Raw genomic sequence first — 20,867 nt, 5'->3', positions numbered from 1 at the left:
TCGCGGCTCTCAGGCCAGCTTCTCCTTCAGGTAGTCGATCTCGGTGGCGTGCGATGCGGCGTCGCCGGGGGTCTCGAGGATGATCGACGATCCGGCGAGCCGGACCACCTCGACCAGCCCTTCGGGGTCCACCTGCCCCTGCCCCAGGGCGGCATGGCGGTCGGCGCCGGAGTCGAAGGCGTCGCGGGAGTCATTGCAGTGCACCAGGTCGATGCGCCCGGTGATGGCCTTCACCTTCTCGACCAATCCGACCAGCTCGTTGCCGCCGGCGTGGGCATGGCAGGTGTCCAGGCAGAAACCGACCTGCTCGAAGCCCTTGGCGGTGGAGATCGCCGTCCACAGCTGGTCGATGCGCTCCAGACGGCGGGCCATCGCGTTCTGGCCGCCGGCGGTGTTCTCGATCAGCACCGGGCAGGCCATGTCGAGCCCGTCGATCGCCTTGCGCCAGTTGTCGAAACCGACCGCCGGATCGTCGTCCTTGGTGACGTGGCCGCCGTGCACGATGACCCCTGCGGCGCCGATCTCGGCGGCGGTCGTCACGGTCTGCTGCAGCAGCTTGCGCGAGGGGATGCGGATGCGGTTGTTGGTGCTCGCCAGGTTGATCACATAGGGCGAGTGGATCCACAGCTCGACCCCTGCCTCCTGCGCATCGGCCCGCAGCTTTTCGGCGCCGCCCTCATAGGCGATCTTCGGGCCCTTCCACCCCTGCGGGTCGCCCAGGAAGAACTGGACGGCCGTCGCACCCATGGCGGCGGCCTCGGCAATCGGGTTGGTCTGGTCGACGTGGGCACCGAGCTGGATCATGCGTCGAGCCTACCCATCGGCCCCGACATCGGGCACGGGTGCGAATCATCGCCCGCCGCGATCTTTGCCAGACTGGACGCATGAACCAGAACACCGGCACCCTCGCCGACAGCGAGGGCGTGCGCGCCATCGACGCCCGAACCACCCGCAAGTATGCCTTCCACTTCGTCCTGCTCGGGTTGGCCGGCGCGCTGGCCGCCGCCCTGTGGATGATCTTCGTGCCGGCGGTGGCGATCGTGCTGGGCCTGGTGCTGGTGGCCATCTGCATCGGCGTCTTCGCCCGCTTCGTCACCGCCCACCGCAGCACCGCGGCCCGGCAGCAGTCCCTCACGCGCGCCTTCTGGATGGCCTATGCGCCCGGCCTGCTGCTGGTCTTCGTCACCGCCGCCCTGCGGGGTGCCGACTGGCTGGTGCTCACCGGAGGCGCCCTGTGCCTGGTGGCGGGCCTGGTGGTCGGCCACCTGGTGCAGCACGGCATGCCCGGCGCCGCCCCCCGGTGAGGACGGACCACCGCGACAAGTGTGGCTCCCGCGGTTGGGGGCGGCGGTGCGAGGGGATAGTCTCGGGACGTGACCAAAGCCGTTTATATCGCGTCCTCTGAAGGTGGAGTCGGCAAGAGCACGATCGCTCTTGGACTCGTCGAAGCCTTTGCCCGCTCCGTGAAGTCCGTCGGGGTCTTCCGCCCGCTGGTCAAGCACGCCGATGACGACATCGTCACCCGCACGCTGGTGGCCCAGAAGGCCGTGCCCCAGTCGTACGACGATGCCATCGGTATCAGCTACGCCGAACTGGCCGAGGATCCCGACCAGGCCATGTCGACGATCGTCGAGCGCTACGACCAGCTGCGCGACAAGTACGACGCGCTGGTGATCGTGGGCTCCGACCACGCCGACGTCTCGGCCCCCATCGAGATGAACTTCAACGCCCGCGTCGCCGCCAACCTCAACGCCCCGGTGCTGCTGGCCGTGCGCGGCAAGAACCGCACCGTCGACGAGGTGAAGCGCTCCGCCGAGGTGGGCCTCAAGGAGTTCACCGCCTCGCACAACTCGATCTTCGGCGTCATCGCCACCCGCGTCGACCCGAAGCTGGCCGACGAGGCACGCATCGCGCTGGCCGGCCTGCGCCCCGACCTGGTCACCGGCGTCCTGCCCGAGACCAGCCAGCTGGCCGCGCCCACAGTGGAGATGCAGGTGGAGGCCCTCCAGGCCACGATGTGGAGCGGCAGCAGCCGTGAGCTGGGCAAGGAGTCGCTGGGCATCCTGGTGGCCGGCATGACCCTGCCGAACCTGCTCAAGCGCCTCGAGAAGGACCAGACGGTCGTCGTCCCGGCCGACCGCACCGACCTGCTGCCCGGTCTGGTGGCCGCCCACGTCTCGAACGACTTCCCCGACCTGGCCGCCATCATCCTGACCGGCGGCTACGAGGTTCCCGAGAGCATCCGCGAGCTGCTGCAGACCATCGACCAGCGCCTGCCCATCGCCTACACCACGGTGACCACGCTGGCGGCCGCCGAGCGCCTGGCACGCCTCGAGGGCACCCGCACCAGCTCCCCGCGCAAGATGGACCTGTCGCGCCGACTGTTCACCGACAACATCAACGCGGCCCAGCTGCTCGACTCGCTGGATCGTCACCCCAGCGAGCTGCGCACCCCGCGCATGTTCGAGAACCAGCTGATGAACCAGGCCCGCCACGACATGCGCACCATCGTGCTGCCGGAGGCCTCCGACGACCGCATCCTGCTCTCCGCCGCGGAGATCCTGGAGCGCAATGTGGCCCACATCGTCCTGCTGGGCGACTCGCTGGAGATCAACCAGCGGGCCCGCAAGCTCGACATCAACCTGTCGGCCGCCAAGATCGTCAACCCCTCCGACGACGAGCTGCTCAACAAGTTCGCCACCGAGTACGCCCGCCTGCGCGCCAAGAAGGGTGTCACCTTCGAGCAGGCGAAGGAGCGGATGGCCGACCTGTCCTACTTCGGCACGATGATGGTGCACTTCGGCATGGCCGACGGCATGGTCTCGGGTGCGGTGAACACCACCGCCAACACGATCCGTCCGAGCCTGGAGTTCATCAAGACCAAGCCGGGCGTCAACGTCGTCTCGAGCTCCTTCCTGATGTGCATGCCCGACAAGGTCGTCGTCTACGGCGACTGTGCCGTGAACCCGAACCCGAACCCGGACCAGCTGGCCGACATCGCCATCAGCTCGGCGCAGACGGCCAAGGCCTTCGGCATCGAGCCGCGCGTGGCGATGATCTCCTACTCCACCGGCGAGTCGGGCTCCGGCCCGGACGTCGACGCGGTGCGCGAGGCCACCCGGATCGTGCGCGAGAAGGACCCGGAGCTGCTCGTCGAGGGACCGATCCAGTTCGACGCCGCGGTCGACCCCGCCACCGGCAACAAGAAGATGCCCGGCTCCGAGGTGGCAGGACGCGCCACGGTGCTGATCTTCCCCGACCTGAACACCGGCAACACCACCTACAAGGCAGTCCAGCGCACCTCCGGTGCCCTGGCCGTCGGGCCGGTGCTGCAGGGCCTCAACTGCGCGGTCAACGACCTCTCGCGTGGTGCCCTCGTGGACGACATCGTCAACACCGTCGCCATCACCGCCATCCAGGCGCAGGAGCGTCCGGCCGGCGCAGGATCGCCGCTGCGCGAGCTCTGAGCCATCACGCACCACCCCACGAGGGGCCGTCCGATCCGGGCGGCCCCTCGTGGCATTCCTGCCCCCCTGTCCCCCTTGGCATCCGGGCCCGGCCTCACGGAAGGATTTGGCGCGCCATGGTGTTCTGGGAGACATGCACAAGCACTTCAACGGACTGAAGACCGCGGCCCTGTTCGGCGGCATCTTCGGCCTGCTGCTGCTGGTCGGCGGCGCGATGGCCACGTTCACCAACAACTCCAGCTTCATCTGGATCTTCGCCCTGATGGGTGTGGCCACCACCTTCTACAGCTACTGGAATTCCGACAAGTTGGCGATCCGCGCGATGGGGGCCCAGCCGGTCAGCCGCGAGCAGGCACCCGAGATGTACCGCATCGTCGAGGAGCTCTCCGGCAAGGCAGGGCAGCCGATGCCACGGCTGTTCATGAGCCCGACGGCCAGCCCCAATGCCTTCGCCACCGGACGCAACCCGCAGCACGCGGCCGTCTGCTGCACGCAGGGAATTCTGCAGCTGCTCGACGAGCGCGAGCTGCGCGCCGTGCTCGGCCACGAGCTGATGCACGTCTACAACCGCGACATCCTCACCAGCTCGGTGGCCGCCGCCATCGCCGGTGTGATCAGCTCGGTGGGCCAGATGCTCAGCTTCGGCGCCATGTTCTCCGGCGGACGCAGCGACGAGAACCGCGGCTCCGGCCTCGGGGTGCTGGTGGCCGCACTGGTGGCTCCCCTGGCCGCCTCGGTGATCCAGATGTCGATCAGCCGCACCCGCGAGTTCGACGCCGACGAGGACGGCTCCGAGCTCACCGGTGACCCGCTGGCCCTGGCCAGTGCCCTGGCCAAGATCGAGCGCGGCGTGGAGATGGCTCCGCTGCAGCCCACCCGTCAGCTGGCCAATGCCAGCCACATGATGATCGCCAACCCCTTCGGGGGCCTGAACGTGCGCCAGCTGTTCACCACCCATCCCCCGACGGCCGACCGCATCATGCGACTGCAGCAGCAGGCCCAGCGCATGGGCGGGACCCAGTACTGACCCTGGCTGCTCAGCCCAGCAGGCGGAAGCGCTCGTGGCGCAGCTCCAGCCGAAGGGCGGGCTCCAGCGCCTCCAGCTCGGCCAGGTGACGGCCGACGGCCTCGGTCACCACGGCGCTGAAGACCTCGCCGTCCATCGGCGAGGGCTCGCCCAGCACCTCGTGCACCACCCCGTCGGCATGCAGGTCGGCGGCCGAGAGCCGGTGCCGTCGGGCCATCTCGTCGGCGCGGGAGCCGTCGCGGTGCAGGATGGCGCTGGCCCCCTCGGGCGGCAACGGTGCGAGCCAGCCATTGGCGGCACACAGGGTGCGGTCGGCCGGCAGCAGCGCCAGCGCGGCCCCTCCCCCGCCCTGGCCGAGCAGCACCGAGACCGTCGGCACCTCCAGGTCGGCCAGCAGCCCCAGGGTGCGGGCGATCTCGGCCGCCAGCGCACCCTCCTCGGCCTGCTGCGAGAGCGCCGCTCCGGGTGTGTCGATGACGTTGACCACCGCCAGTCCCAGCTCGGCGGCCAGGCGGTAGGCACGCTGCGCCAGGCGCAGGCCTGCCGGTGTGACGGCTCGTTCCTCGACGGGCACGGTGCGGTCATGGCCCACCAGCACCACGCTGCGTCCCGCAATCCGCGCGAGACCGGCTCGCACCGCCCCGTCCACCGTGCCGTCGCCGGCCCCGGAGAACCACACCACGTCGGATGCCTGCCAGTGCACCAGCTCGGCCAGGCCGGGGCGCTGGTCTTGCCGGCTGGCCTGCACGGCCTCCCACGAGTCTGCCGCGACGGCGAGCGTGCTGTCCTCCCGGTCGATGCTGGGGGCCTCGACCGCCGGCGTGCCCAGGGCGGCCAGCAGCCGCGCCCAGACGCCGCGCAGCTGTGCGTCGGGGACCACCGCGTCGACGATGCCCCGGGACTGCAGGTTCTCGGCACGCTGCACCCCCTCGGGCAACTGCTCCCCGGTGATGGCCTGCTGGGCGCGCGGCCCCAGGAAACCCACCAGCGCCCCCGGCTCGGCCGTGGTGTACTGCCCCAGCGAGCCCCAGCTGGCCAGCACCCCGCCGGTGGTGGGATGGCGCAGGTGCACCAGGTAGGGCAGTGCGGCCCGTCGGTGGGTCTGCACGGCGTGGGCGATCTTGACCATCTGCACGAAGGCGGCGGTGCCCTCCTGCATCCGGGTGCCGCCCGAGCAGGGGGCCACCAGCAGCGGCAGCCGCGCGTCGGTGGCGCGGGTGACGGCCCGCAGCACCAGGTCGCTGGTGGCATGGCCCACCGAGCCGCCGAGGAAGGCGAACTCCCCCACCACCAGCACCACCTCGTGGCCGTCGAGGCTGGCCCGCCCGGTGAGCACCGCCTCGTCCAGGCCGGACCTCTCCCGGGCCTGCGCCAGCTCGGCGGCATAGACCGGGTCGGCGGGTGCGGGGGCGGGACGGTTCCACGAATGGAAGGTGCCCTCGTCGACCACCAGGTCGACGAATTCCCGGGCGCTCGTGCGGTGCGTGGCCACGACGGACTCCTCTGGACGGTGGCGCAGGCCGTTCTGCGCCGCTTCCCCCACGCTAGGCCCGGGGGCTTCTCTGCGCTCCTGCTCGTGCCACAGGACGAGCAGACGGTCCCGCCCCAGAACTGGCCGACCGGGTGAACATGCCTCTGTGCCGCACACTAGGCTGGCAGCATGCCGAAGCCCATCCTGCTGCTGAACTGTGGTTCGTCCAGCATCAAGTACCAGATGATCGACGCCACCACCGAGAGCGTGATGGCCGTTGGCCTGGTGCAGAAGGTCGGGGATCCGACGCCCGGGACGATCGACCACGAGGTCGGAGGCGAGGAATTCCACGACGAGACCTACTTCCCCAGCCACACCGAGGCCATCGCCGCCGTCGTCAAGATGTTCCACCGCCACGGTCCCGAGATCCGCGACGCCGTCGCCGTGGGTCACCGCACCGTCCATGGTGGCGAGGAGTTCAACTCCACCACCGTCATCGACTCCGCCGTCATCCAGAAGCTGGTGGACCTGTCCGGGCTGGCCCCGCTGCACAACCCGCCGGGAATCTCAGGCATCCGTGCCGCCATGGAGATCCTGCCCTCGGTGCCGCACGTGGCCGTCTTCGACACCGCCTTCTTCTCCAACCTGCCGCCCGAGTCCTACACCTACGCGATTGACCGCCAGTTGGCCAAGCAGCACAGCATCCGCCGCTACGGCTTCCACGGAACCTCGCACCAGTACGTCAGCGGCCGGGTGGCCGAGTTCCTGGGCCGTGACATCTGCGAGATCAAGCAGATCGTCTGCCACCTGGGCAATGGCGCCTCGCTGTCGGCCATCGACGGTGGCCACCCGATCGAGACGACGATGGGCCTCACGCCACTGCAGGGCCTGGTGATGGGCACCCGTTCGGGTGACGTCGACCCCGGCCTGCACGCCTACCTGGGACGGCAGCTGAACCTGGACGTCGCCGACATCGACACCCTGCTGAACAAGCGCTCGGGCATGCTCGGACTGACCGGCAAGACCGACATGCGCGACATCTCGGCCCTGATCGCGGCCGGGGACGAGGACGCAAAGCTCGGCATGGACGTCTACGTGCACCGCTTGGTGGGCTACATCGGCAACTACATCGCCCACCTGGGCGGCATCGACGCCATCACCTTCACCGCCGGCGTGGGCGAGAACGCCTCCGACGTGCGCAAGATGGTCGTCGACAAGCTCGGCTACTTCGGTGCCGTGCTCGACGAACAGGCCAATGCGATCCGCTCCAAGCAGCCGCGCCGCATCTCCACGCCGGAGTCCAAGGTCGAGATCCTGGTGATCCCCACCAATGAGGAGCTGGCGATGGTGCGCGAGACGATCAAGGCCATCGGCGCCTGAACTCCCGACACGTCACGGCGGGGCGCCCACCACGTGGTGGGCGCCCCGTCGCACGTCTGGGCCTCAGCCATCCGACGAACGACGCACTCCCGCGGGCAGCGCCACGCGCGACGCGGTGGACGCCATCCACACCGCACCTGCGACGGCGACGACGCCGACAGCTGCGACGGCAGCAGGGACAGAGGCCGTCTTCACCAGTCCCGAGATCAGCAAGGGTCCGCCGAGCCCGCCGACATTGCTGAACAGGGCCCAGACCCCCAGGAAACGCGCGCGCCCGACGGCCGGGCTGAGGTCGGCCCCGATGGTCATGTTCACCCCGGCCCCGAGCCCATTGCCCAGGGCCATCACGACCACCGCGAGCACCATGCCCGGCACTCCCACCCAGTGGGTGAGCGGCACCATGAGCAGGAATCCGAGGCCATAGACCACCAGGCAGGTCACCAGGATGATCGCGCGTCCCAGACGGTCCTTGAGGTAACCGCCGGGGAACATCAGGACCACCTCGACGGCGGCACCAAGGGCGACCACCAAGGAGATGTGGGAGCTGGGCATGCCGATGTGGACTCCCCACAGCTGCACCACCACGGGTTGGGAGGCGCGGGCCACCTGCAGGCAGGTGATGGCCATGCCGGCGAGCACCACCCGCGACCAGTCGACGCCGAGGGGCTGGCGCCTGCCCGGTGCGGCCGGGGAGGGCCCGGGCGCCGATACGGTCACCGGGCCTTGATCGCTGTTCGGGCGTAGCGCGGGAGCCTCCAGCTGTCCGCCCAACGCAGGGATGTAGAGCACCACCAGCGCCAGCGCGGCGCAGCTGACGCTGAGCAGGTAGACCGACCACAACGGCCACCACACGAGCAGCACGCCGCCGAGCAGGGGCCCGATGAGGTTGCCGATCCGCATGGTGCCACCCAGGCCGGTCATGGCACGTCCGACCTCGTGGGCGCTGACCCGCTCGGCGGTGAAGGCCTGGCGGGCGAGGCTCCAGATGTTCACCACCGGGGCGCGCAGCAGGCTGGTGGCGATGAACAGCGCCAGCGCACCATGACCGTCCCAGAGCAGTGCGGCGACCGAGCCGAGTTCCAGCGCACCGGCCACCACCGTGGCCAGCAGCATCGCGGGCCGGTCGCCCAGGCGGTCGATCAGACGACCGGAGTGCACCGTCGTGACCAGCTGGACCAGACCGACGACGGCCACCACCAGTGCCGCGAGCGCCGCCGAGGCACCCAGGTGCATGGCGGCGAGCACCTGCACCGGGACGGTCGACCCTGCGGCGACGCCGAACAGGATCGAGGGGGCATAGACGGGCCAGAAGAGACGTCGGTAGAGGTCTGGCACACGCATCTGGCCAGTGTGCCGCAGCCGGGGCGTCGAACCCTTTGTGCGGTTCTCGGGACCGTCCCTCGAGTCCGGCGACCTGCTCAAGTGAGGCGGTGCCGGGCGCCATGATCAAGGGCAGGGGTGGTGCGACCGACCTGGGCGTCTTCGATGTCACGGGCGAGGCCTTCACCCTGATCGAGCTGGCCCCCGGCGTCAGCCTGGACGAGGTGGTCGAGTGGACCGATGCGCCCGTCGAGGACCGACGTGAGGGCTGAGCCTCAGGCGTGCAGCTCGTGCGCCAGCGCCTCCAGCTCGGCACCGCCGGCCATCTCGGCGGTCAGCTGGTCGAGGGTGATGGTCTGTTTGGTGCCGTCCAGGCTGACCCGTCCCAGTTTCAGCACGACGAAGTGGTCGCCCACCAGCCAGGCATGGTTCGGGTTGTGGGTGATGAAGATGACCGCCACACCGGCCTCCCGAGCGCGTGCGATGTACTTCAGCACGACGCCGGACTGCTTCACGCCCAGTGCCGCGGTGGGCTCGTCGAGCACCAGCACCTTGGCACCGAAGTGCACGGCCCGGGCGATCGCGACGCACTGGCGCTGGCCGCCCGAGAGCGAGCCGACGGGCGTCTCGAGGTCCGGGATGACGATGCCCATCCGCTCCAGCGCCTCACCGCTGACCTGCTTCATCCGGGCGATGTCGAGCCGGCCGAAGGGCTTGCGGGTGATCTCGTTGCCCAGGAAGAAGTTGCGCCACACCGCCATCAGCGGCGCCAGCGCCAGGTCCTGGTAGACGGTGGCGATCCCGACGTCCTGCGCGTCGCGGGGTGACTCGAAGCGCGTCGGTTGCCCGTCGACGAGCAGCTCGCCGGAGCTGTGGGCGTGCAGGCCCGCGATGATCTTGATCAGCGTCGACTTGCCGGCGCCGTTGTCGCCCAGCACGCAGGTGACCTCACCGCCCCGCGCCACCAGGTTCACCCCGCGCAGCGCCTCGACGTTCCCGTAGCTCTTGCCGGCCCCACGAAGCTCGAGGATCGGGCTCTCCCCACCACGGGAGCCTCCCGGGGCCGTGGATGGGACTGGCCCCCGAGCGAGGGACGAGCGAGGGTGGTTGGCCGCGGGAGGCTCCGGGGTGGGGAGGCCGCTCGAAACCGCGTTCATCGACGTTCCGCCTTTCGCTTGAGCCAGACGTTCAGCAGCGTGGAGGCCAGCAGCATCACGCCGAGGAAGGTCTTGAACCAGTCGGGATTCCAGCCGGCATAGTTGATGCCCAGCTGGGTCATGCCGTAGATCAGGGCGCCGATGGAGGCGCCGACCACCGAACCGAAACCGCCCGTGGTGAGGCAGCCGCCGATCACCGCGGCGATGATGAAGATGAACTCCTTGCCCACGCCCTCGCCGGACTGCACCACGCCGTAGCCGAAGAGCAGGTGCATGCCCGACAGCCAGGCACAGAAGCCGACGAACAGGTAGAGCGCCACCTTGGTGCGTCGCACCGGCACACCGGAGGCGCGGGCGGCGGACTCGTCGCCACCCACGGCCAGCACCCAGTTGCCCTGGCGGGTGCGCAGCATGATCCACGCCCCCAGCAGCGTCAGCAGCAGCCAGTAGAGCAGGGTGACGCGCAGCACGACGGCATGGCTGCCCAGCTGCAGGGTCCACTGCGAGGCGAAGACGGCCCGTGCGGAGTTCCAGCCGGCCATGTCGTCGATGGCCCGTGAGGAGACATTGCCGCTGACCAGACGGGTGATGCCGAGGTTCACGCCCTGCAGGACGAAGAACATGCTGAGGCTGGTCAGGAAGCTGGGCAGCTGGGTGCGCACCAGCAGCAGGCCGTTGACCAGGGCGACCGCCAGGGTCACCAGCAGGGCGAGCAGCACCCCGAACCAGACGTGCAGGTTGAACCACCAGGTGAGCAGGGCAGCGGCCAGGCCGGCCGTGGTCACCAGCACGCCCGCGGACAGGTCGTATTCGCCGCCGATCAGCAGCATCGCGATCGGCACCGCCATCATGCCGATGGTCGAGGCCTGGTAGAGGATCGTGCCCACGTTGTCGAGGTTGCGGAAGCTCGGGGCCACGGCCAGGAAGAAGGCCATGATCGCCAGGCCCGCCACCACCGAGCCGATCTCGGGGCGCACCAGCAGCCGGGTGACCAGGGAGCGTTGCCGGGTGCGGTCGTCGCCGGCCGCGGCGACGACGCTGGAGCCGCTCATCGCTTTCCTGCCTTGGCGAAGGCCTCGATCTGGTCGGCATTGGACCTGTCGACGAAGGCCGGCCCGGTGAAGACGGGATTGCCGCCACCGATGGTGTTGCCATTGGTCTTGTGCAGCCACAGGGCATCGACGGCCAGGTAGCCCTGCAGGTAGGGCTGCTGGTCGACGGCGAAGCTGATGGAGCCGTCCTTGATGGCCTTGACCAGTTCGGCATTGGTGTCGAAGGTGGCCACCTTCGCCTTCGAGCCGGCCTCCTTGACCGAACTGACCGCGGTCAGCGCCACCGAGGCCTTGAGCCCCAGGACGGTGTCGATCTCCTTGTCCTCCTGGAGCTTGGCGGTCACCTTGGTCTGTACGTCGGCGATGTCGGTGCCGGTCACGTAGAGCGTCTGGGTGCTGGGCAGCACCTCCTTGACGCCGGCGCAGCGCGACTCGTTGCCCACATTGCCCTGCTCGTGCAGGATGCACAGCACCTTCCTGGCGCCCTCGGTCTTGAGCTTCTCGCCGGTCTTCTGGCCGGCGACGCGGTCCTCCTGGCCGAAGAAGCCGATGGCCCCCATCCTCTGCCACTGGTCGACGCCGCCGTTCATGGCGGCGACCGGGATCCCTGCCTTGACGGCATTGCGCACGGCGCCAGACATCTGGTCGGGCTTGGACAGGGTGGTGGCGATGCCGTCGACGCCCTTGTCGACGGCGGCGTTGACCAGGGCAGCCTGCTCGGCGCCCTCGGGGTGGGCCTGGTACTCGAGCTTGATGCAGTCCTTCCTGGCGGCGTCCTCGGCCCCCTTGCGCACGAGGTCCCAGAAGTCGTCACCGGGGGCCGAGTGGGTGACCATGGTGACGGTCATCGTCGTGCTGGTGCAGCCGCCCGCGGAGGCGGAGCGTTCGGCGGCGGCGCGGCCTCCGGTGGCGGAACAGCCGGAGGCGAGCAGCACGAGGGCGGCCAGCACGGCGGGAATGGGGCGTGGGTTCACGGGGACCTCCAGAGGGTCGTCGACGACCAGTCACAGGGAATCACCCGGATGGGGTGACAAAGTCGAACATTGTCACCCTACAGCGCCCACCGTCCTCACACCCTGCTGCTAGCTTGTCCCCATGCCCACGACCCTCCCGGTGGTGGTGGACCGCACGAGCCCCGTGCCGCTCTACCACCAGCTCGCCGAGCAGTGGGCCGACGCCATCCGCAGCGGGGCACTCAAGCCCGGTGACCCCTTCGAGAACGAGCTCGCCCTGGTCGCCCGCCTGCGCCTGAGCCGTCCCACCATCCGCAAGGCCATGAACGAGCTGGTCCGCCAGGGCCTGCTGGTGCGCCGCCGCGGGGTGGGCACGCACGTCACCAGCCAGGTGGTGCACAAGCGCGACGGCCTGACCACACTGTTCGACGAGCTGCGGGCCAGCGGCCGCGAACCGCGCACCCAGGTGCTGCGCCTGCAGGCCTCCCGCCCGCACCCCATCGCGGCCGAGGCACTGGGGCTCTCCCCCGAGACCCCGCTGGTCTACCTGGAACGCCTGCGCTACAGCGACGGGGTCCCGCTGGTGGTGCTGCGCTCCTGGCTGCCGCCGAGCCTGACCGACGTACGGGCCGAGGACTTCGTCGACCACGGCCTCTACGACGTGCTGGCCGGCCGCGGCATGCACAAGGCCGAGGCCCACCAGCGGATCCGGGCGCGCTTGGCCACCAGCCGGGAGCGCCACCTGCTGGCACTGGCCGCCGTCGACGCGGTGCTGACGGTGCAGTGGACCAGCTTCGACGCCGAGGGCAGGGGCCTGGAGTACGGGGAGCACTCCTACCGGGGCGACTCCTTCGAGCTGGACACCCGGCTGCGCTGACCGGCCGTCACGGCAACCGGCCAGCCGGCGCCACTACGTGAAGCTGGCGTAGAGCTCGTTGCTCACTGCGGCCAGTCCGTCGACGGTGGACTTGTTGGAGCCCTGCACCCACAGCACTCCACCGTCGAGCTGGGCGAAGCAGCTGACCACGCCGTTGGCCGTGCCACAGGTGCTGCGCCCGGTGGTGGTGGGCTTGTCGAGGGCGGAGACGACGCGGGTGAAGTCGAGGCTGGGCGAGAGGGTCGCCATCAGCATGTCGTCCTGGCTCTTGCCGGTGTACATGCCATTGCTGGTGCCGTCGGTGGGCTCGGCGACCTGGCCGGTGTAGCCCTTGACCTTGGCGGGAAGCTTGGCGGTGGCGAACTTCTTGGCATCCTTCGGCACGGCTGCAGAGGGCCGGACGCTGGGTGCCGCGGCCGAGGCGGAGGCGCTGGGGCTGGCCGACGGGCTGGCGGAGGCGCTCTCGACGGCGGCAGCCTCGGGCAGCGCGCTCTCGACGGGCGAGGCGGGCGCCTCGGAGGCCGCACTGGCCTCGACGGCAGGGCTGTCCGCGGCCTTCGGGGCCTGGTCACCGCCACAGCCGGTGAGCGCGAACAGGGGCGCGAGGGCGAGGACAACGAACAGGCGACGGTCGGACATGGGAACTCCTGACGGGGTGCGGACCTGCCCGATCCTAGTTGCCCCGCAGGCCTTCGCGGGCGCCGACCGCCTGGCGTCGAGGCCTGGAGCCCGGCGTCGACGACGACGGCTGGCGCCACAGTGCCGTAGGTTTGTAGGCATGGCAACAGCTCTGGTCACCGGCGGAACCTCGGGAATCGGCAACGCCTTCGTCCGTGCACTGGCCGCCCGCGGCGACGACGTGGTGGTGGTGGCCCGCGACACCGAGCGGATGACGGCCCTGGCCGCCGAGATGGAAAAGATCCACGGCGTGACGGTCACCTGCCTCACGGCGGACCTGTCACTGGCCGAGGACGTCACACGCATCGCGGACTGGATCGAGGACCCCGCCCATCCGCTCGACCTGGTGGTGAACAATGCCGGCTTCGGCCTGCACGCCAAGATCCTCGACAAGGAAGCCCTGCCGACGCAGCGTCGCGCGATGGACCTGATGACCTTCGCGGTGCTGGAGCTCTCGGCCGCCGCCGGGCGCGCGATGAAGGCCCGCGGCCACGGCCACATCATCAACGTCTCCTCCACCAGCGCCTGGATCTTCAGCGGCAACTACTCGGCCATCAAGGCCTGGGTGCGCAGCTTCACCGTCGCGCTGGCCATCGAGCTGGAGGGCACCGGCGTCACCGCGACTGCCCTGTGCCCCGGGTGGGTGCACACCGAGTTCCACCAGCGCGCCGGCGCCAGCACCGACAACCTGCCCGGCTTCGTCTGGGTGGATCCCGACGTCCTGGTGCGCGAGGCGCTGGCCGACGCCGAGAAGGGACGCACCATCTCGATCCCCACGGCCAAGTGGAAGGCGGCCATCTTCCTGGCCAGCCTGCCGGTGGCACCGCCGGTAGTGCGCCTGCTGTCGGGCCGTCTGGCCAGGAGCAGGCACAAGAAATGACCCCCGGACCCCAGGACCAGAGCCCGGCTCCCGGTCATGAAAGGCGACTGAAGATGCCCCGCATCGAGTTTCCCCACTTCCCCGGCGGCGAGCGGGCCCGCTACCGCTCCCGTTCGCTGGCCGCCACCCGCAGCAGCGCCCAGATGCTGATGCTCAAGCCGGCCATCTGGCGGCTGCTCGACGTGCACGTGCACGGCAAGCAGAACCTGGACGACCTGGAGGGCGCCTTCATCGCGGTCGCCAACCACTCCAGCCATTTCGACGCGCCACTGATCATCGGTTCGCTGCCGCGTCGCCTCTCGCAGTACCTCTCGGCCGGTGCCGCCGCGGACTACTTCTTCGACGCCTGGTGGAAGGCCGCGCCGACCGCGCTGTTCTTCAACGCCTTCCCCGTCGACCGCAAGGGAACCCGTGGCCGCAAAGGGATCGCGGGCAACCTGCTCAGCGACGGCGTCCCGTTGCTGCTCTTCCCCGAGGGTACCCGCTCGCGCACCGGGGCGATGGCGCCCTTCAAGCCGGGCGCGGCGGCGCTGTGCATCTCGCGCAGCGTGCCGGCCGTCCCGGTCGCCCTGGTGGGCGCCTTCGCGGCATGGCCGTCGACGCAGAAGACCATGCCGCTCAACCGTCCGACCGTCCACGTGGTGATCGGCCCGCCGATGCACCCCATGCCCGGTGAGATCGCGCACCAGTTCAACGAGCGGATGCGCCGCCAGGTGCTGGAGCTGCACGACTCCACCGCCCGCGCCTATGGCATGAAGACGCTCGCCGAGTACGCCCACACCGCCGCCCTCGAGAAGGCCCGCAGCTCGCAGGACCCCCAGACCGCCGATTCCCAGACGCAGGAGAAGCAGTGACCCAGACCAGCGACCAGCCCAGCCCCATCCAGCCCGCCCAGGGCAGCCAGGTCAAGCGACAGAAGTGGTGGGGGTGGGGCGCCGACGGCGACAAGCCCTATGCGGTGCACAACAAGCCGAAGTTCCCCGCCTTCGCCCAGGAGGTGCTGGGCGTCGACATCCTCGCCAAGCCCCTCCAGACACCGGACTTCTCCGCGCTCGACGTGCCCGCCAGCATCCTGGCCGATGAGCTGCGCCAGCGCCTGGTCGAGGCCGTCGGCGCCGACAATGTGGACACCGATGACGAGGTGCGCGTGATCCACTCCTACGGCAAGGGCGTGCGCGACCTGGTGCGGGTGCGCCGCGGCCAGCTGGGGCGCGTGCCCGACGCGGTCATCTACCCCGGCAGCACCGAAGAGGTGCAGGCCGTGATGGAGGCCGCCCTCCAGGCCGATGCCGTCGTGATCCCCTACGGTGGCGGCTCGAACATCGTCGCCGCCCTGGAGGCGGAGCCCGGCGAGCAGCGCCAGGTGCTGAGCGTCAACATGGGCCGGATGAACAAGGTCCTCGAGATCGACGAGGCCGCCGAGATCGCCCTCATCCAGGCCGGCGCCCTGGGCCCCGACATGGAGGCGCAGCTCAACGAGGAGGGCTGGACGCTGGGCCACTTCCCCGACTCCTTCGTCTGGTCCACCGTCGGCGGCTGGATCGCCACCCGTTCCAGCGGTTCGCAGTCGGACAAGTACGGTGACATCTCCGAGGTCACCCGTGGCCTGCAGATGGTGATGCCCGCCCCGGCCGGCGACGCCGAGCGCACCCAGCTGCTGGAGCTGCGCCCGCTGCCGTCCTACTCCTCGGGCCCCAATGTGCGCGAGATGGTGCTCGGCTCCGAGGGACGGCTGGGAATCATCACCCAGGCGTGGATGCAGGTGCACAAGCTGGCGCCGGTGCGTGAGGTGCAGGCCTACTTCTACCCGAACTACGAGGCCGGGCTGAAGGCAGCCGAGCTGATCGCCCACTCCGACGTGCGCCCGATGATGCTGCGCGTCTCGGACGCCAACGAGACCAAGTTCTCGATGGCCAATGGCAGCAAGAGCTCGTCGAAGGTGAGCCACTACTCCAACAAGGCGGTCCAGAAGCTGATGGAGGCCAAGGGCTGGGACCTGGACCAGATCTGCATCAGCTTCGTCGGCTTCGAGGGCAGCGCGGTGCACGTGCGCTATGCCAAGGGCGCCGTGAACAAGATCGTGCGCAGCCAGGGCGGGATGAACGTCGGCAAGGGCCCCGGCACCCTGTTCGACCAGAAGAAGTACGACATCCCCTACATCCGCGACTTCTTGCTCAACATCGGCGTGCCGGCCGACGTGTCCGAGACCGCCACCCCGTGGAGCCGCACCGTCGAGATCCACACCGAGACGGTCAAGGCCGCCACGAAGGCCTGGGAGGAGGCCGGCACGAGGGGCTTCATCATGTGCCACCTGTCGCACAGCTACCACGCGGGTGCCTGCCAGTACTTCACCTTCGCGATCGCCGACGACTCCGAGCAGAACATGCGCACCTATGACCAGGTCAAGCGCGCGGTGCAGGACTCCTTCATGGCGCACGGCGGCACGGTCAGCCACCACCACGGCGTCGGCGAGGAGCACTCGCCGTGGATGGCCCAGGACATCAGCGAGGGCGGCGTCACCATCCAGAAGGCGCTCTTCGACGGCGTCGACCCCGGCCACAACCTGAACCCGGGCAAGATCGTCCACGACGGCAAGCCGGGCATCACCAGCAATTCCGAGGACGCCTGAGCCCCACGTCCCCTGAGCCTGTCGAAGGGACTGCCCGCTCCCTGAGCCTGTCGAAGGGGGCCGTCGCCCCCCCTGAGACCGCCGAAGGGGGCCCCGATGGCCCCGCTGGATTCATCCCGCGGGGCCATCGTTTTCCACAGTCTCACGAAAAGAGTCAATGAGGGGTCCTATATTTCGACCCATGAGCGACGACGCGAATCTTCACGCGGAGGAACGGGCGCGTGACCTGGTCGACGCCCAGCTGCGCGCGGCGGGGTGGGAGGTGGCGAGCCTCGACCAGATGAATCCCTTTGCGTCCGGTGTCGCGCGTCGGGAGGCGGTGCTCAAGCGTGGGCATGGGCGCGTCGACTATCTGCTCTATGTGGAGCGGTCCGTCGTCGGGGTGATCGAGGCGAAGCCGGTGGGGCATTCGCTGACCGGTGTGGAGTTCCAGTCGACCAGCTATGCCGACGCGCAGTTGCGCCGGGCGGAACTCGTCGACGGGAGGTTGCCCTTCATCTTCGAGGCCAATGGCGTCGAGACGCGCTTCACCAGTGGTTTCGATCCGCAGCCGCGGTCGCGCAGGCTCTTCCATTTCCCGAAGCCGGAGACGTTGGCGCTGATTGTCCGGGAGGCGCAGGAGAACCCGCAGCATCCCACGTGGCGGGCCAAGGTCCGGGCAATGCCCACCCTGGCGACGGCCCCGCTCCGGCCGGCACAGATCGAGGCGATCCAGAGCATTGAGCAGAGCCTGGCCGATCAGCATTTCGACCGGTCGTTGGTGCAGATGGCCACCGGCGCCGGCAAGACGTACACGGCGGTCACGCTGTGCCATCGGCTGCTGACGGCCGGCGGTTTCCGTCGGGTCCTGTTCCTGGTGGACAGGAACAATCTGGCGGACCAGACGATGACGGAGTTCGAGAACTTCCGTACCCCGGGTGAGGGGCGCCGGTTCACGGAGCTGTTGCCGGTGCAGAAGTTGAAGGGTGCGCACGTGCTGGATTCCAGCAGTGTGGTGATCTCGACGATCCAGCGGGTGTATTCGGTGCTGCAGGGCAAGGATGTTCCCGAGGACGACGATCCGCAGCTGGATTCCTTCATCCCGGATTCCCCGGTGACGGTCTCGTACAACCCGGACCTGCCGCCGGAGGCCTTTGACCTGGTGATCGTCGACGAGGCGCATCGGTCCATCTATGGCGTGTGGCGGCATGTGCTGGAGTATTTCGATGCGCACGTGATTGGCCTGACGGCTACGCCGGGCAAGCAGACCTTCGCCTTCTTCCGGCAGAACCTGGTCAGTGAGTACACCTATGCGCAGTCGGTGGCGGACCGGGTGAATGTGGATTTCGACATCTTCCGGATCAGCACCCGGATCAGCGAGCAGGGAAGTTCCATTGACGCCGGGACGATCGTGCCGAAGGTGGATCGTCGCACGCGAGAGGAGCGGCTGGAGGCGCTGGAGGATGACCTGGTCTACGTCCCGGCACAGTTGGACCGCTCGGTGACGGCCAAGAGCCAGATCCGCCTGGTGCTGGAGACCTTCCGGGACAAGCTGTTCACCGAGATCTTCCCGAAGCGTGAGGAGGTGCCCAAGACGCTGATCTTCGCCAAGGACGATGCGCATGCCGAGGAGATCGTGCAGCAGGTGCGGGAGGTCTTCGGCAGGGGCAATGACTTTGCGGCGAAGATCACCTACCAGGCGCGTGATCCGAAGGGTCACCTGCAGGCCTTCCGCAATTCCCCGTCGCTGCGTATTGCGGTGACGGTGGACATGATTGCCCCCGGCATCGACGTGAAGCCCCTCGAATGTGTCTTTTTCATGCGCGACGTGCGTTCGGGCCAGTACTTCGAGCAGATGAAGGGTCGTGGCGCCCGCACGATCAATCCGGCGGACTTCCAGGCCGTCACCCCCGATGCCAAGACCAAGACACGTTTCGTGTTGGTGGATGCGGTGGGTGTCACAGAGCACGCCTTCTGCGACGCCCCGCTGAACCGGGTGGCAGGCATCAGTCTGGAGCGGCTGTTGAAGAAGGCCGCGACGCTGGAGATCAGCGAGGATGAGGTGGCAACGCTGGCCTCGCGGTTGGCGAAGCTGGAGCTGGACCTCACCGATGCCGAGCGCGCCGAGCTGGATGAGGTGGCCGATCGGTCGACGACCGACATCGTGCGGGGTCTGGTGGAGGCCGTCGACCCAGCATTGCAGGCCCAGATGCTCGTCGGCGCCAGCGATCCGAAGCGCGCGCTGCAGGACCTGTTGGATGAGGCGATCAAGCCGCTGGCCACCAATCCCGATCTGCGTACTCGCATCGTGGAGCTGCGTCGGCATCATGACCGGGTGATCGACGAGGTGAGCGTCGACCGGCTGACCCTGGCCGAGGGCGTGATCGACCCGGACCGGGCGCGCTCGACGGTGGAGTCCTGGCAGCAGTTCCTGGAGGACCACCGCGACGAGATCAGCGCGATCCAGGTGCTGCAGGAGGCGCAGGGTCATCTGGTGCGGATCAAGTTCTCCGACGTACAGGAGCTGGCCAACCGCATTTCGCGCCCGCCGCACAACTGGACCACCGACGAGCTGTGGGCCGCCTACGAGCAGGTGGATGCCGGGCGGGTGAAGCACTCGACCAGGCACACGCTGACCGACCTGGTGAGCCTGCTGCGCTTCACCCTGGGCCTCGACGTGGAGCTGGTGCCCTATCGCGAGGTGGTGGAGCGCCGCTACGCCGAATGGCTGTTGCAGCAGGAGCAGCAGGGCTCGGTCTTCGACGAGAGGCAGCGCTGGTGGTTGGACAACATGGTGGAGGTGGTGGTGAACTCCGCCGGCGTCACCACCGATGACCTGCAGGTGGCCCCGTTTGACGAACGGGGTGGGGTGGATGGGATCGTCAGGGACCTCGGCCCCCGCGCCGGGGAGATCCTGACCGCCCTGAACGAGGAGCTGACCGCGTGACCTGGCAGATGGTGCCACTGGGGGAACTGGGAGTTTGGACGGGTGGCGGCACGCCCTCGAAGTCTCGATCGGACTATTGGGGCGGAGACATTCCATGGCTGAGTCCCAAGGACATGGGCACGCTGACTCTCTCCGACACGCAGGACCACATTTCACCGACAGCCGTGGCGGAATCCTCCACAAAGCTCGTCCCTGCTGGTTCGATTGCGATCGTCACCCGCTCCGGAATCTTGGAGCACACGCTGCCCTCTGCCTACATCCCCTTCGATGTCACCCTGAACCAGGACATGAAGGCGCTGACGCCACGGCCAGGACTTGACCCGAAGTGGGTGCTGTACGGCCTGCGTGCATTCGAGCGCCAGATTCTCAGTACCTGCCGCAAGGCGGGAACGACAGTGGCTTCCATCGAGTGGAGGCGTTTCGCGAACTTCCAGCTACCGGTTGCCTCTCTGAACGAGCAGCGGCGGATCGTGGAACTCGTCGAGGAGCACCTCTCCCACCTCGACGCCGCCGACGCCAGTATCGGTCAGGCGAAGCACCGCGTCTCCAGCTTGATTGACAACGTCCTCACAACCTGGCGAGAACGGAACACCACTGCGATGACACCGCTCGGTGCCATCGCCTCGACCCAGCTGGGCAAGATGCTGGATGCCAAGAAGGCATCCGGGCAGCCCGTGCCCTACCTCGCCAACATCAACGTGCGCTGGGGTGAATTCGACCTGCGTGACCTGCGCACAGTGCTCCTCACCGAACCGGAGCGCGAGAAGTTCTCCTTGCAACGGGGCGACCTGCTTTTGTGCGAAGGCGGGGAGCCAGGTCGCGGTGCAGTATGGAAGAGGGAAGTCTCGAACATCGCCTTCCAGAAGGCACTGCATCGTGTTCGGGTGAGTGCGCCCGACCCCTGCGTGTCAGGGTGAGTTGAGACCAGTGGTTCATAGCAAGTCCGCCTCCGCAGGGCGAGATCAGAAACGACCCCGATGAGCATCTCGACTCTCTCTTCACAGCCATCACCGACCCACGATGATGGGTCCATGAGCAGTTCGCATCCCC

17 protein-coding genes and 1 pseudogene are annotated in these 20,867 nt (G+C 68.6%); 11 read left to right on the top strand and 7 right to left on the bottom strand.

Annotation, left to right across the window (positions count from 1 at the left end; all coding sequences use genetic code 11):
* Positions 1 to 9: 9 nt before the first annotated feature.
* Entirely contained in the window at positions 10 to 804 is a 795-nt protein-coding gene (locus ACYVKA_RS12435; RefSeq protein WP_460705830.1) for a deoxyribonuclease IV, read from the bottom strand.
* Between the two features lie 80 nt (positions 805 to 884).
* Here ACYVKA_RS12435 and ACYVKA_RS12430 point away from each other — a divergent pair, with 80 nt between their 5' ends.
* The 3 genes from ACYVKA_RS12430 (at position 885) to htpX (ending at position 4,494) form a co-directional block, all read left to right on the top strand.
* Positions 885 to 1,304, top strand: a complete 420-nt coding sequence (locus tag ACYVKA_RS12430; RefSeq protein ID WP_460705828.1) for a hypothetical protein — start codon at positions 885 to 887, stop codon at positions 1,302 to 1,304.
* Between the two features lie 69 nt (positions 1,305 to 1,373).
* Positions 1,374 to 3,467 carry a phosphate acetyltransferase gene (pta, locus tag ACYVKA_RS12425; RefSeq protein WP_460705826.1) on the top strand — a complete coding sequence of 698 codons (2,094 nt, stop codon included), beginning with the start codon at positions 1,374 to 1,376 and terminating at the stop codon, positions 3,465 to 3,467.
* A gap of 133 nt (positions 3,468 to 3,600) precedes the next feature.
* Positions 3,601 to 4,494 carry a zinc metalloprotease HtpX gene (gene htpX, locus ACYVKA_RS12420; protein WP_460705824.1) on the top strand — a complete coding sequence of 298 codons (894 nt, stop codon included), beginning with the start codon at positions 3,601 to 3,603 and terminating at the stop codon, positions 4,492 to 4,494.
* A gap of 10 nt (positions 4,495 to 4,504) precedes the next feature.
* On the opposite strand, the gene ACYVKA_RS12415 is transcribed toward htpX, so the two are convergent.
* Positions 4,505 to 5,986, bottom strand: a complete 1,482-nt coding sequence (locus ACYVKA_RS12415) for a carboxyl transferase domain-containing protein (protein WP_460705822.1) — start codon at positions 5,984 to 5,986, stop codon at positions 4,505 to 4,507.
* A gap of 168 nt (positions 5,987 to 6,154) precedes the next feature.
* Between ACYVKA_RS12415 and ACYVKA_RS12410 the strand changes: the two genes are divergently transcribed.
* Complete coding sequence (locus tag ACYVKA_RS12410) at positions 6,155 to 7,345, top strand: acetate/propionate family kinase (RefSeq protein ID WP_460705821.1); 1,191 nt, start codon at positions 6,155 to 6,157, stop codon at positions 7,343 to 7,345.
* A 63-nt stretch (positions 7,346 to 7,408) separates the two neighbouring features.
* On the opposite strand, the gene ACYVKA_RS12405 is transcribed toward ACYVKA_RS12410, so the two are convergent.
* On the bottom strand, positions 7,409 to 8,686 hold the full coding sequence (locus ACYVKA_RS12405) for an MFS transporter (RefSeq protein ID WP_460705819.1): 1,278 nt from the start codon (positions 8,684 to 8,686) through the stop codon (positions 7,409 to 7,411).
* Between the two features lie 101 nt (positions 8,687 to 8,787).
* Here ACYVKA_RS12405 and ACYVKA_RS12400 point away from each other — a divergent pair, with 101 nt between their 5' ends.
* Positions 8,788 to 8,937: a hypothetical protein gene (locus ACYVKA_RS12400; RefSeq protein WP_460705817.1), complete on the top strand. Its 150-nt coding sequence runs from the start codon at positions 8,788 to 8,790 to the stop codon at positions 8,935 to 8,937.
* A gap of 3 nt (positions 8,938 to 8,940) precedes the next feature.
* Here ACYVKA_RS12400 and ACYVKA_RS12395 read toward each other — a convergent pair whose 3' ends face one another.
* The 3 genes from ACYVKA_RS12395 to ACYVKA_RS12385 are packed head-to-tail and all read right to left on the bottom strand — an operon-like array spanning position 8,941 to position 11,848.
* The gene (locus tag ACYVKA_RS12395) at positions 8,941 to 9,822 is read right to left on the bottom strand and encodes an ATP-binding cassette domain-containing protein (protein ID WP_460705815.1); all 882 of its coding nucleotides are present in this window, start codon (positions 9,820 to 9,822) and stop codon (positions 8,941 to 8,943) included.
* Positions 9,819 to 10,874 carry an ABC transporter permease gene (locus ACYVKA_RS12390; protein ID WP_394275902.1) on the bottom strand — a complete coding sequence of 352 codons (1,056 nt, stop codon included), beginning with the start codon at positions 10,872 to 10,874 and terminating at the stop codon, positions 9,819 to 9,821. Before ACYVKA_RS12390 ends, ACYVKA_RS12395 begins: the two co-directional genes overlap by 4 nt.
* Positions 10,871 to 11,848, bottom strand: a complete 978-nt coding sequence (locus ACYVKA_RS12385) for a substrate-binding domain-containing protein (protein ID WP_460705813.1) — start codon at positions 11,846 to 11,848, stop codon at positions 10,871 to 10,873. The genes ACYVKA_RS12390 and ACYVKA_RS12385 overlap by 4 nt, the downstream gene beginning before the upstream one ends.
* Before the next feature lie 121 nt (positions 11,849 to 11,969).
* On the opposite strand from ACYVKA_RS12385, the gene ACYVKA_RS12380 reads away from it, so the two are divergent.
* Positions 11,970 to 12,704: a GntR family transcriptional regulator gene (locus ACYVKA_RS12380; protein ID WP_460705811.1), complete on the top strand. Its 735-nt coding sequence runs from the start codon at positions 11,970 to 11,972 to the stop codon at positions 12,702 to 12,704.
* A 33-nt stretch (positions 12,705 to 12,737) separates the two neighbouring features.
* Here the strand turns inward: ACYVKA_RS12380 and ACYVKA_RS12375 are convergent, their stop codons facing one another.
* On the bottom strand, positions 12,738 to 13,343 hold the full coding sequence (locus ACYVKA_RS12375; RefSeq protein WP_460705809.1) for a hypothetical protein: 606 nt from the start codon (positions 13,341 to 13,343) through the stop codon (positions 12,738 to 12,740).
* Between the two features lie 139 nt (positions 13,344 to 13,482).
* On the opposite strand from ACYVKA_RS12375, the pseudogene ACYVKA_RS12370 reads away from it, so the two are divergent.
* The 5 genes and pseudogenes from ACYVKA_RS12370 to ACYVKA_RS12350 all read left to right on the top strand — a co-directional run bounded on the left by ACYVKA_RS12370 (position 13,483) and on the right by ACYVKA_RS12350 (position 20,734).
* Positions 13,483 to 14,302, top strand: a pseudogene (locus ACYVKA_RS12370) (SDR family NAD(P)-dependent oxidoreductase).
* A 13-nt stretch (positions 14,303 to 14,315) separates the two neighbouring features.
* Positions 14,316 to 15,116 (top strand): lysophospholipid acyltransferase family protein, encoded by an 801-nt coding sequence (locus tag ACYVKA_RS12365; protein WP_460705807.1) that lies wholly within the window; start codon positions 14,316 to 14,318, stop codon positions 15,114 to 15,116.
* Entirely contained in the window at positions 15,113 to 16,891 is a 1,779-nt protein-coding gene (locus ACYVKA_RS12360) for an FAD-binding oxidoreductase (protein WP_460705805.1), read from the top strand. Before ACYVKA_RS12365 ends, ACYVKA_RS12360 begins: the two co-directional genes overlap by 4 nt.
* Positions 16,892 to 17,072: 181 nt before the next feature.
* Positions 17,073 to 19,817 (top strand): type I restriction endonuclease subunit R, encoded by a 2,745-nt coding sequence (locus ACYVKA_RS12355; protein ID WP_460705803.1) that lies wholly within the window; start codon positions 17,073 to 17,075, stop codon positions 19,815 to 19,817.
* Positions 19,814 to 20,734 (top strand): restriction endonuclease subunit S, encoded by a 921-nt coding sequence (locus ACYVKA_RS12350; protein ID WP_460705801.1) that lies wholly within the window; start codon positions 19,814 to 19,816, stop codon positions 20,732 to 20,734. The genes ACYVKA_RS12355 and ACYVKA_RS12350 overlap by 4 nt, the downstream gene beginning before the upstream one ends.
* Positions 20,735 to 20,867 lie beyond the last annotated feature (133 nt).

The sequence above is a fragment of the Luteococcus sediminum genome, assembly GCF_054783495.1.
Note: the sequence above shows the minus strand (reverse complement) of the source record. Positions and strands in the feature narration are given on the sequence as shown.

Bases quoted from the DNA above. Each gene is read 5' to 3' on its own strand.
- ACYVKA_RS12410 (WP_460705821.1), top strand. From the start codon at position 6,155: ATGCCGAAGCCCATCCTGCTGCTGAACTGTGGTTCGTCCAGCATCAAG.
- ACYVKA_RS12355 (WP_460705803.1), top strand. From the start codon at position 17,073: ATGAGCGACGACGCGAATCTTCACGCGGAGGAACGGGCGCGTGACCTG.
- htpX (WP_460705824.1), top strand. From the start codon at position 3,601: ATGCACAAGCACTTCAACGGACTGAAGACCGCGGCCCTGTTCGGCGGC.
- ACYVKA_RS12375 (WP_460705809.1), bottom strand. From the start codon at position 13,343: ATGTCCGACCGTCGCCTGTTCGTTGTCCTCGCCCTCGCGCCCCTGTTC.
- ACYVKA_RS12435 (WP_460705830.1), bottom strand. From the start codon at position 804: ATGATCCAGCTCGGTGCCCACGTCGACCAGACCAACCCGATTGCCGAG.
- ACYVKA_RS12390 (WP_394275902.1), bottom strand. From the start codon at position 10,874: ATGAGCGGCTCCAGCGTCGTCGCCGCGGCCGGCGACGACCGCACCCGG.
- ACYVKA_RS12380 (WP_460705811.1), top strand. From the start codon at position 11,970: ATGCCCACGACCCTCCCGGTGGTGGTGGACCGCACGAGCCCCGTGCCG.
- ACYVKA_RS12365 (WP_460705807.1), top strand. From the start codon at position 14,316: ATGCCCCGCATCGAGTTTCCCCACTTCCCCGGCGGCGAGCGGGCCCGC.
- ACYVKA_RS12400 (WP_460705817.1), top strand. From the start codon at position 8,788: ATGATCAAGGGCAGGGGTGGTGCGACCGACCTGGGCGTCTTCGATGTC.
- ACYVKA_RS12430 (WP_460705828.1), top strand. From the start codon at position 885: ATGAACCAGAACACCGGCACCCTCGCCGACAGCGAGGGCGTGCGCGCC.
- ACYVKA_RS12405 (WP_460705819.1), bottom strand. From the start codon at position 8,686: ATGCGTGTGCCAGACCTCTACCGACGTCTCTTCTGGCCCGTCTATGCC.
- ACYVKA_RS12395 (WP_460705815.1), bottom strand. From the start codon at position 9,822: ATGAACGCGGTTTCGAGCGGCCTCCCCACCCCGGAGCCTCCCGCGGCC.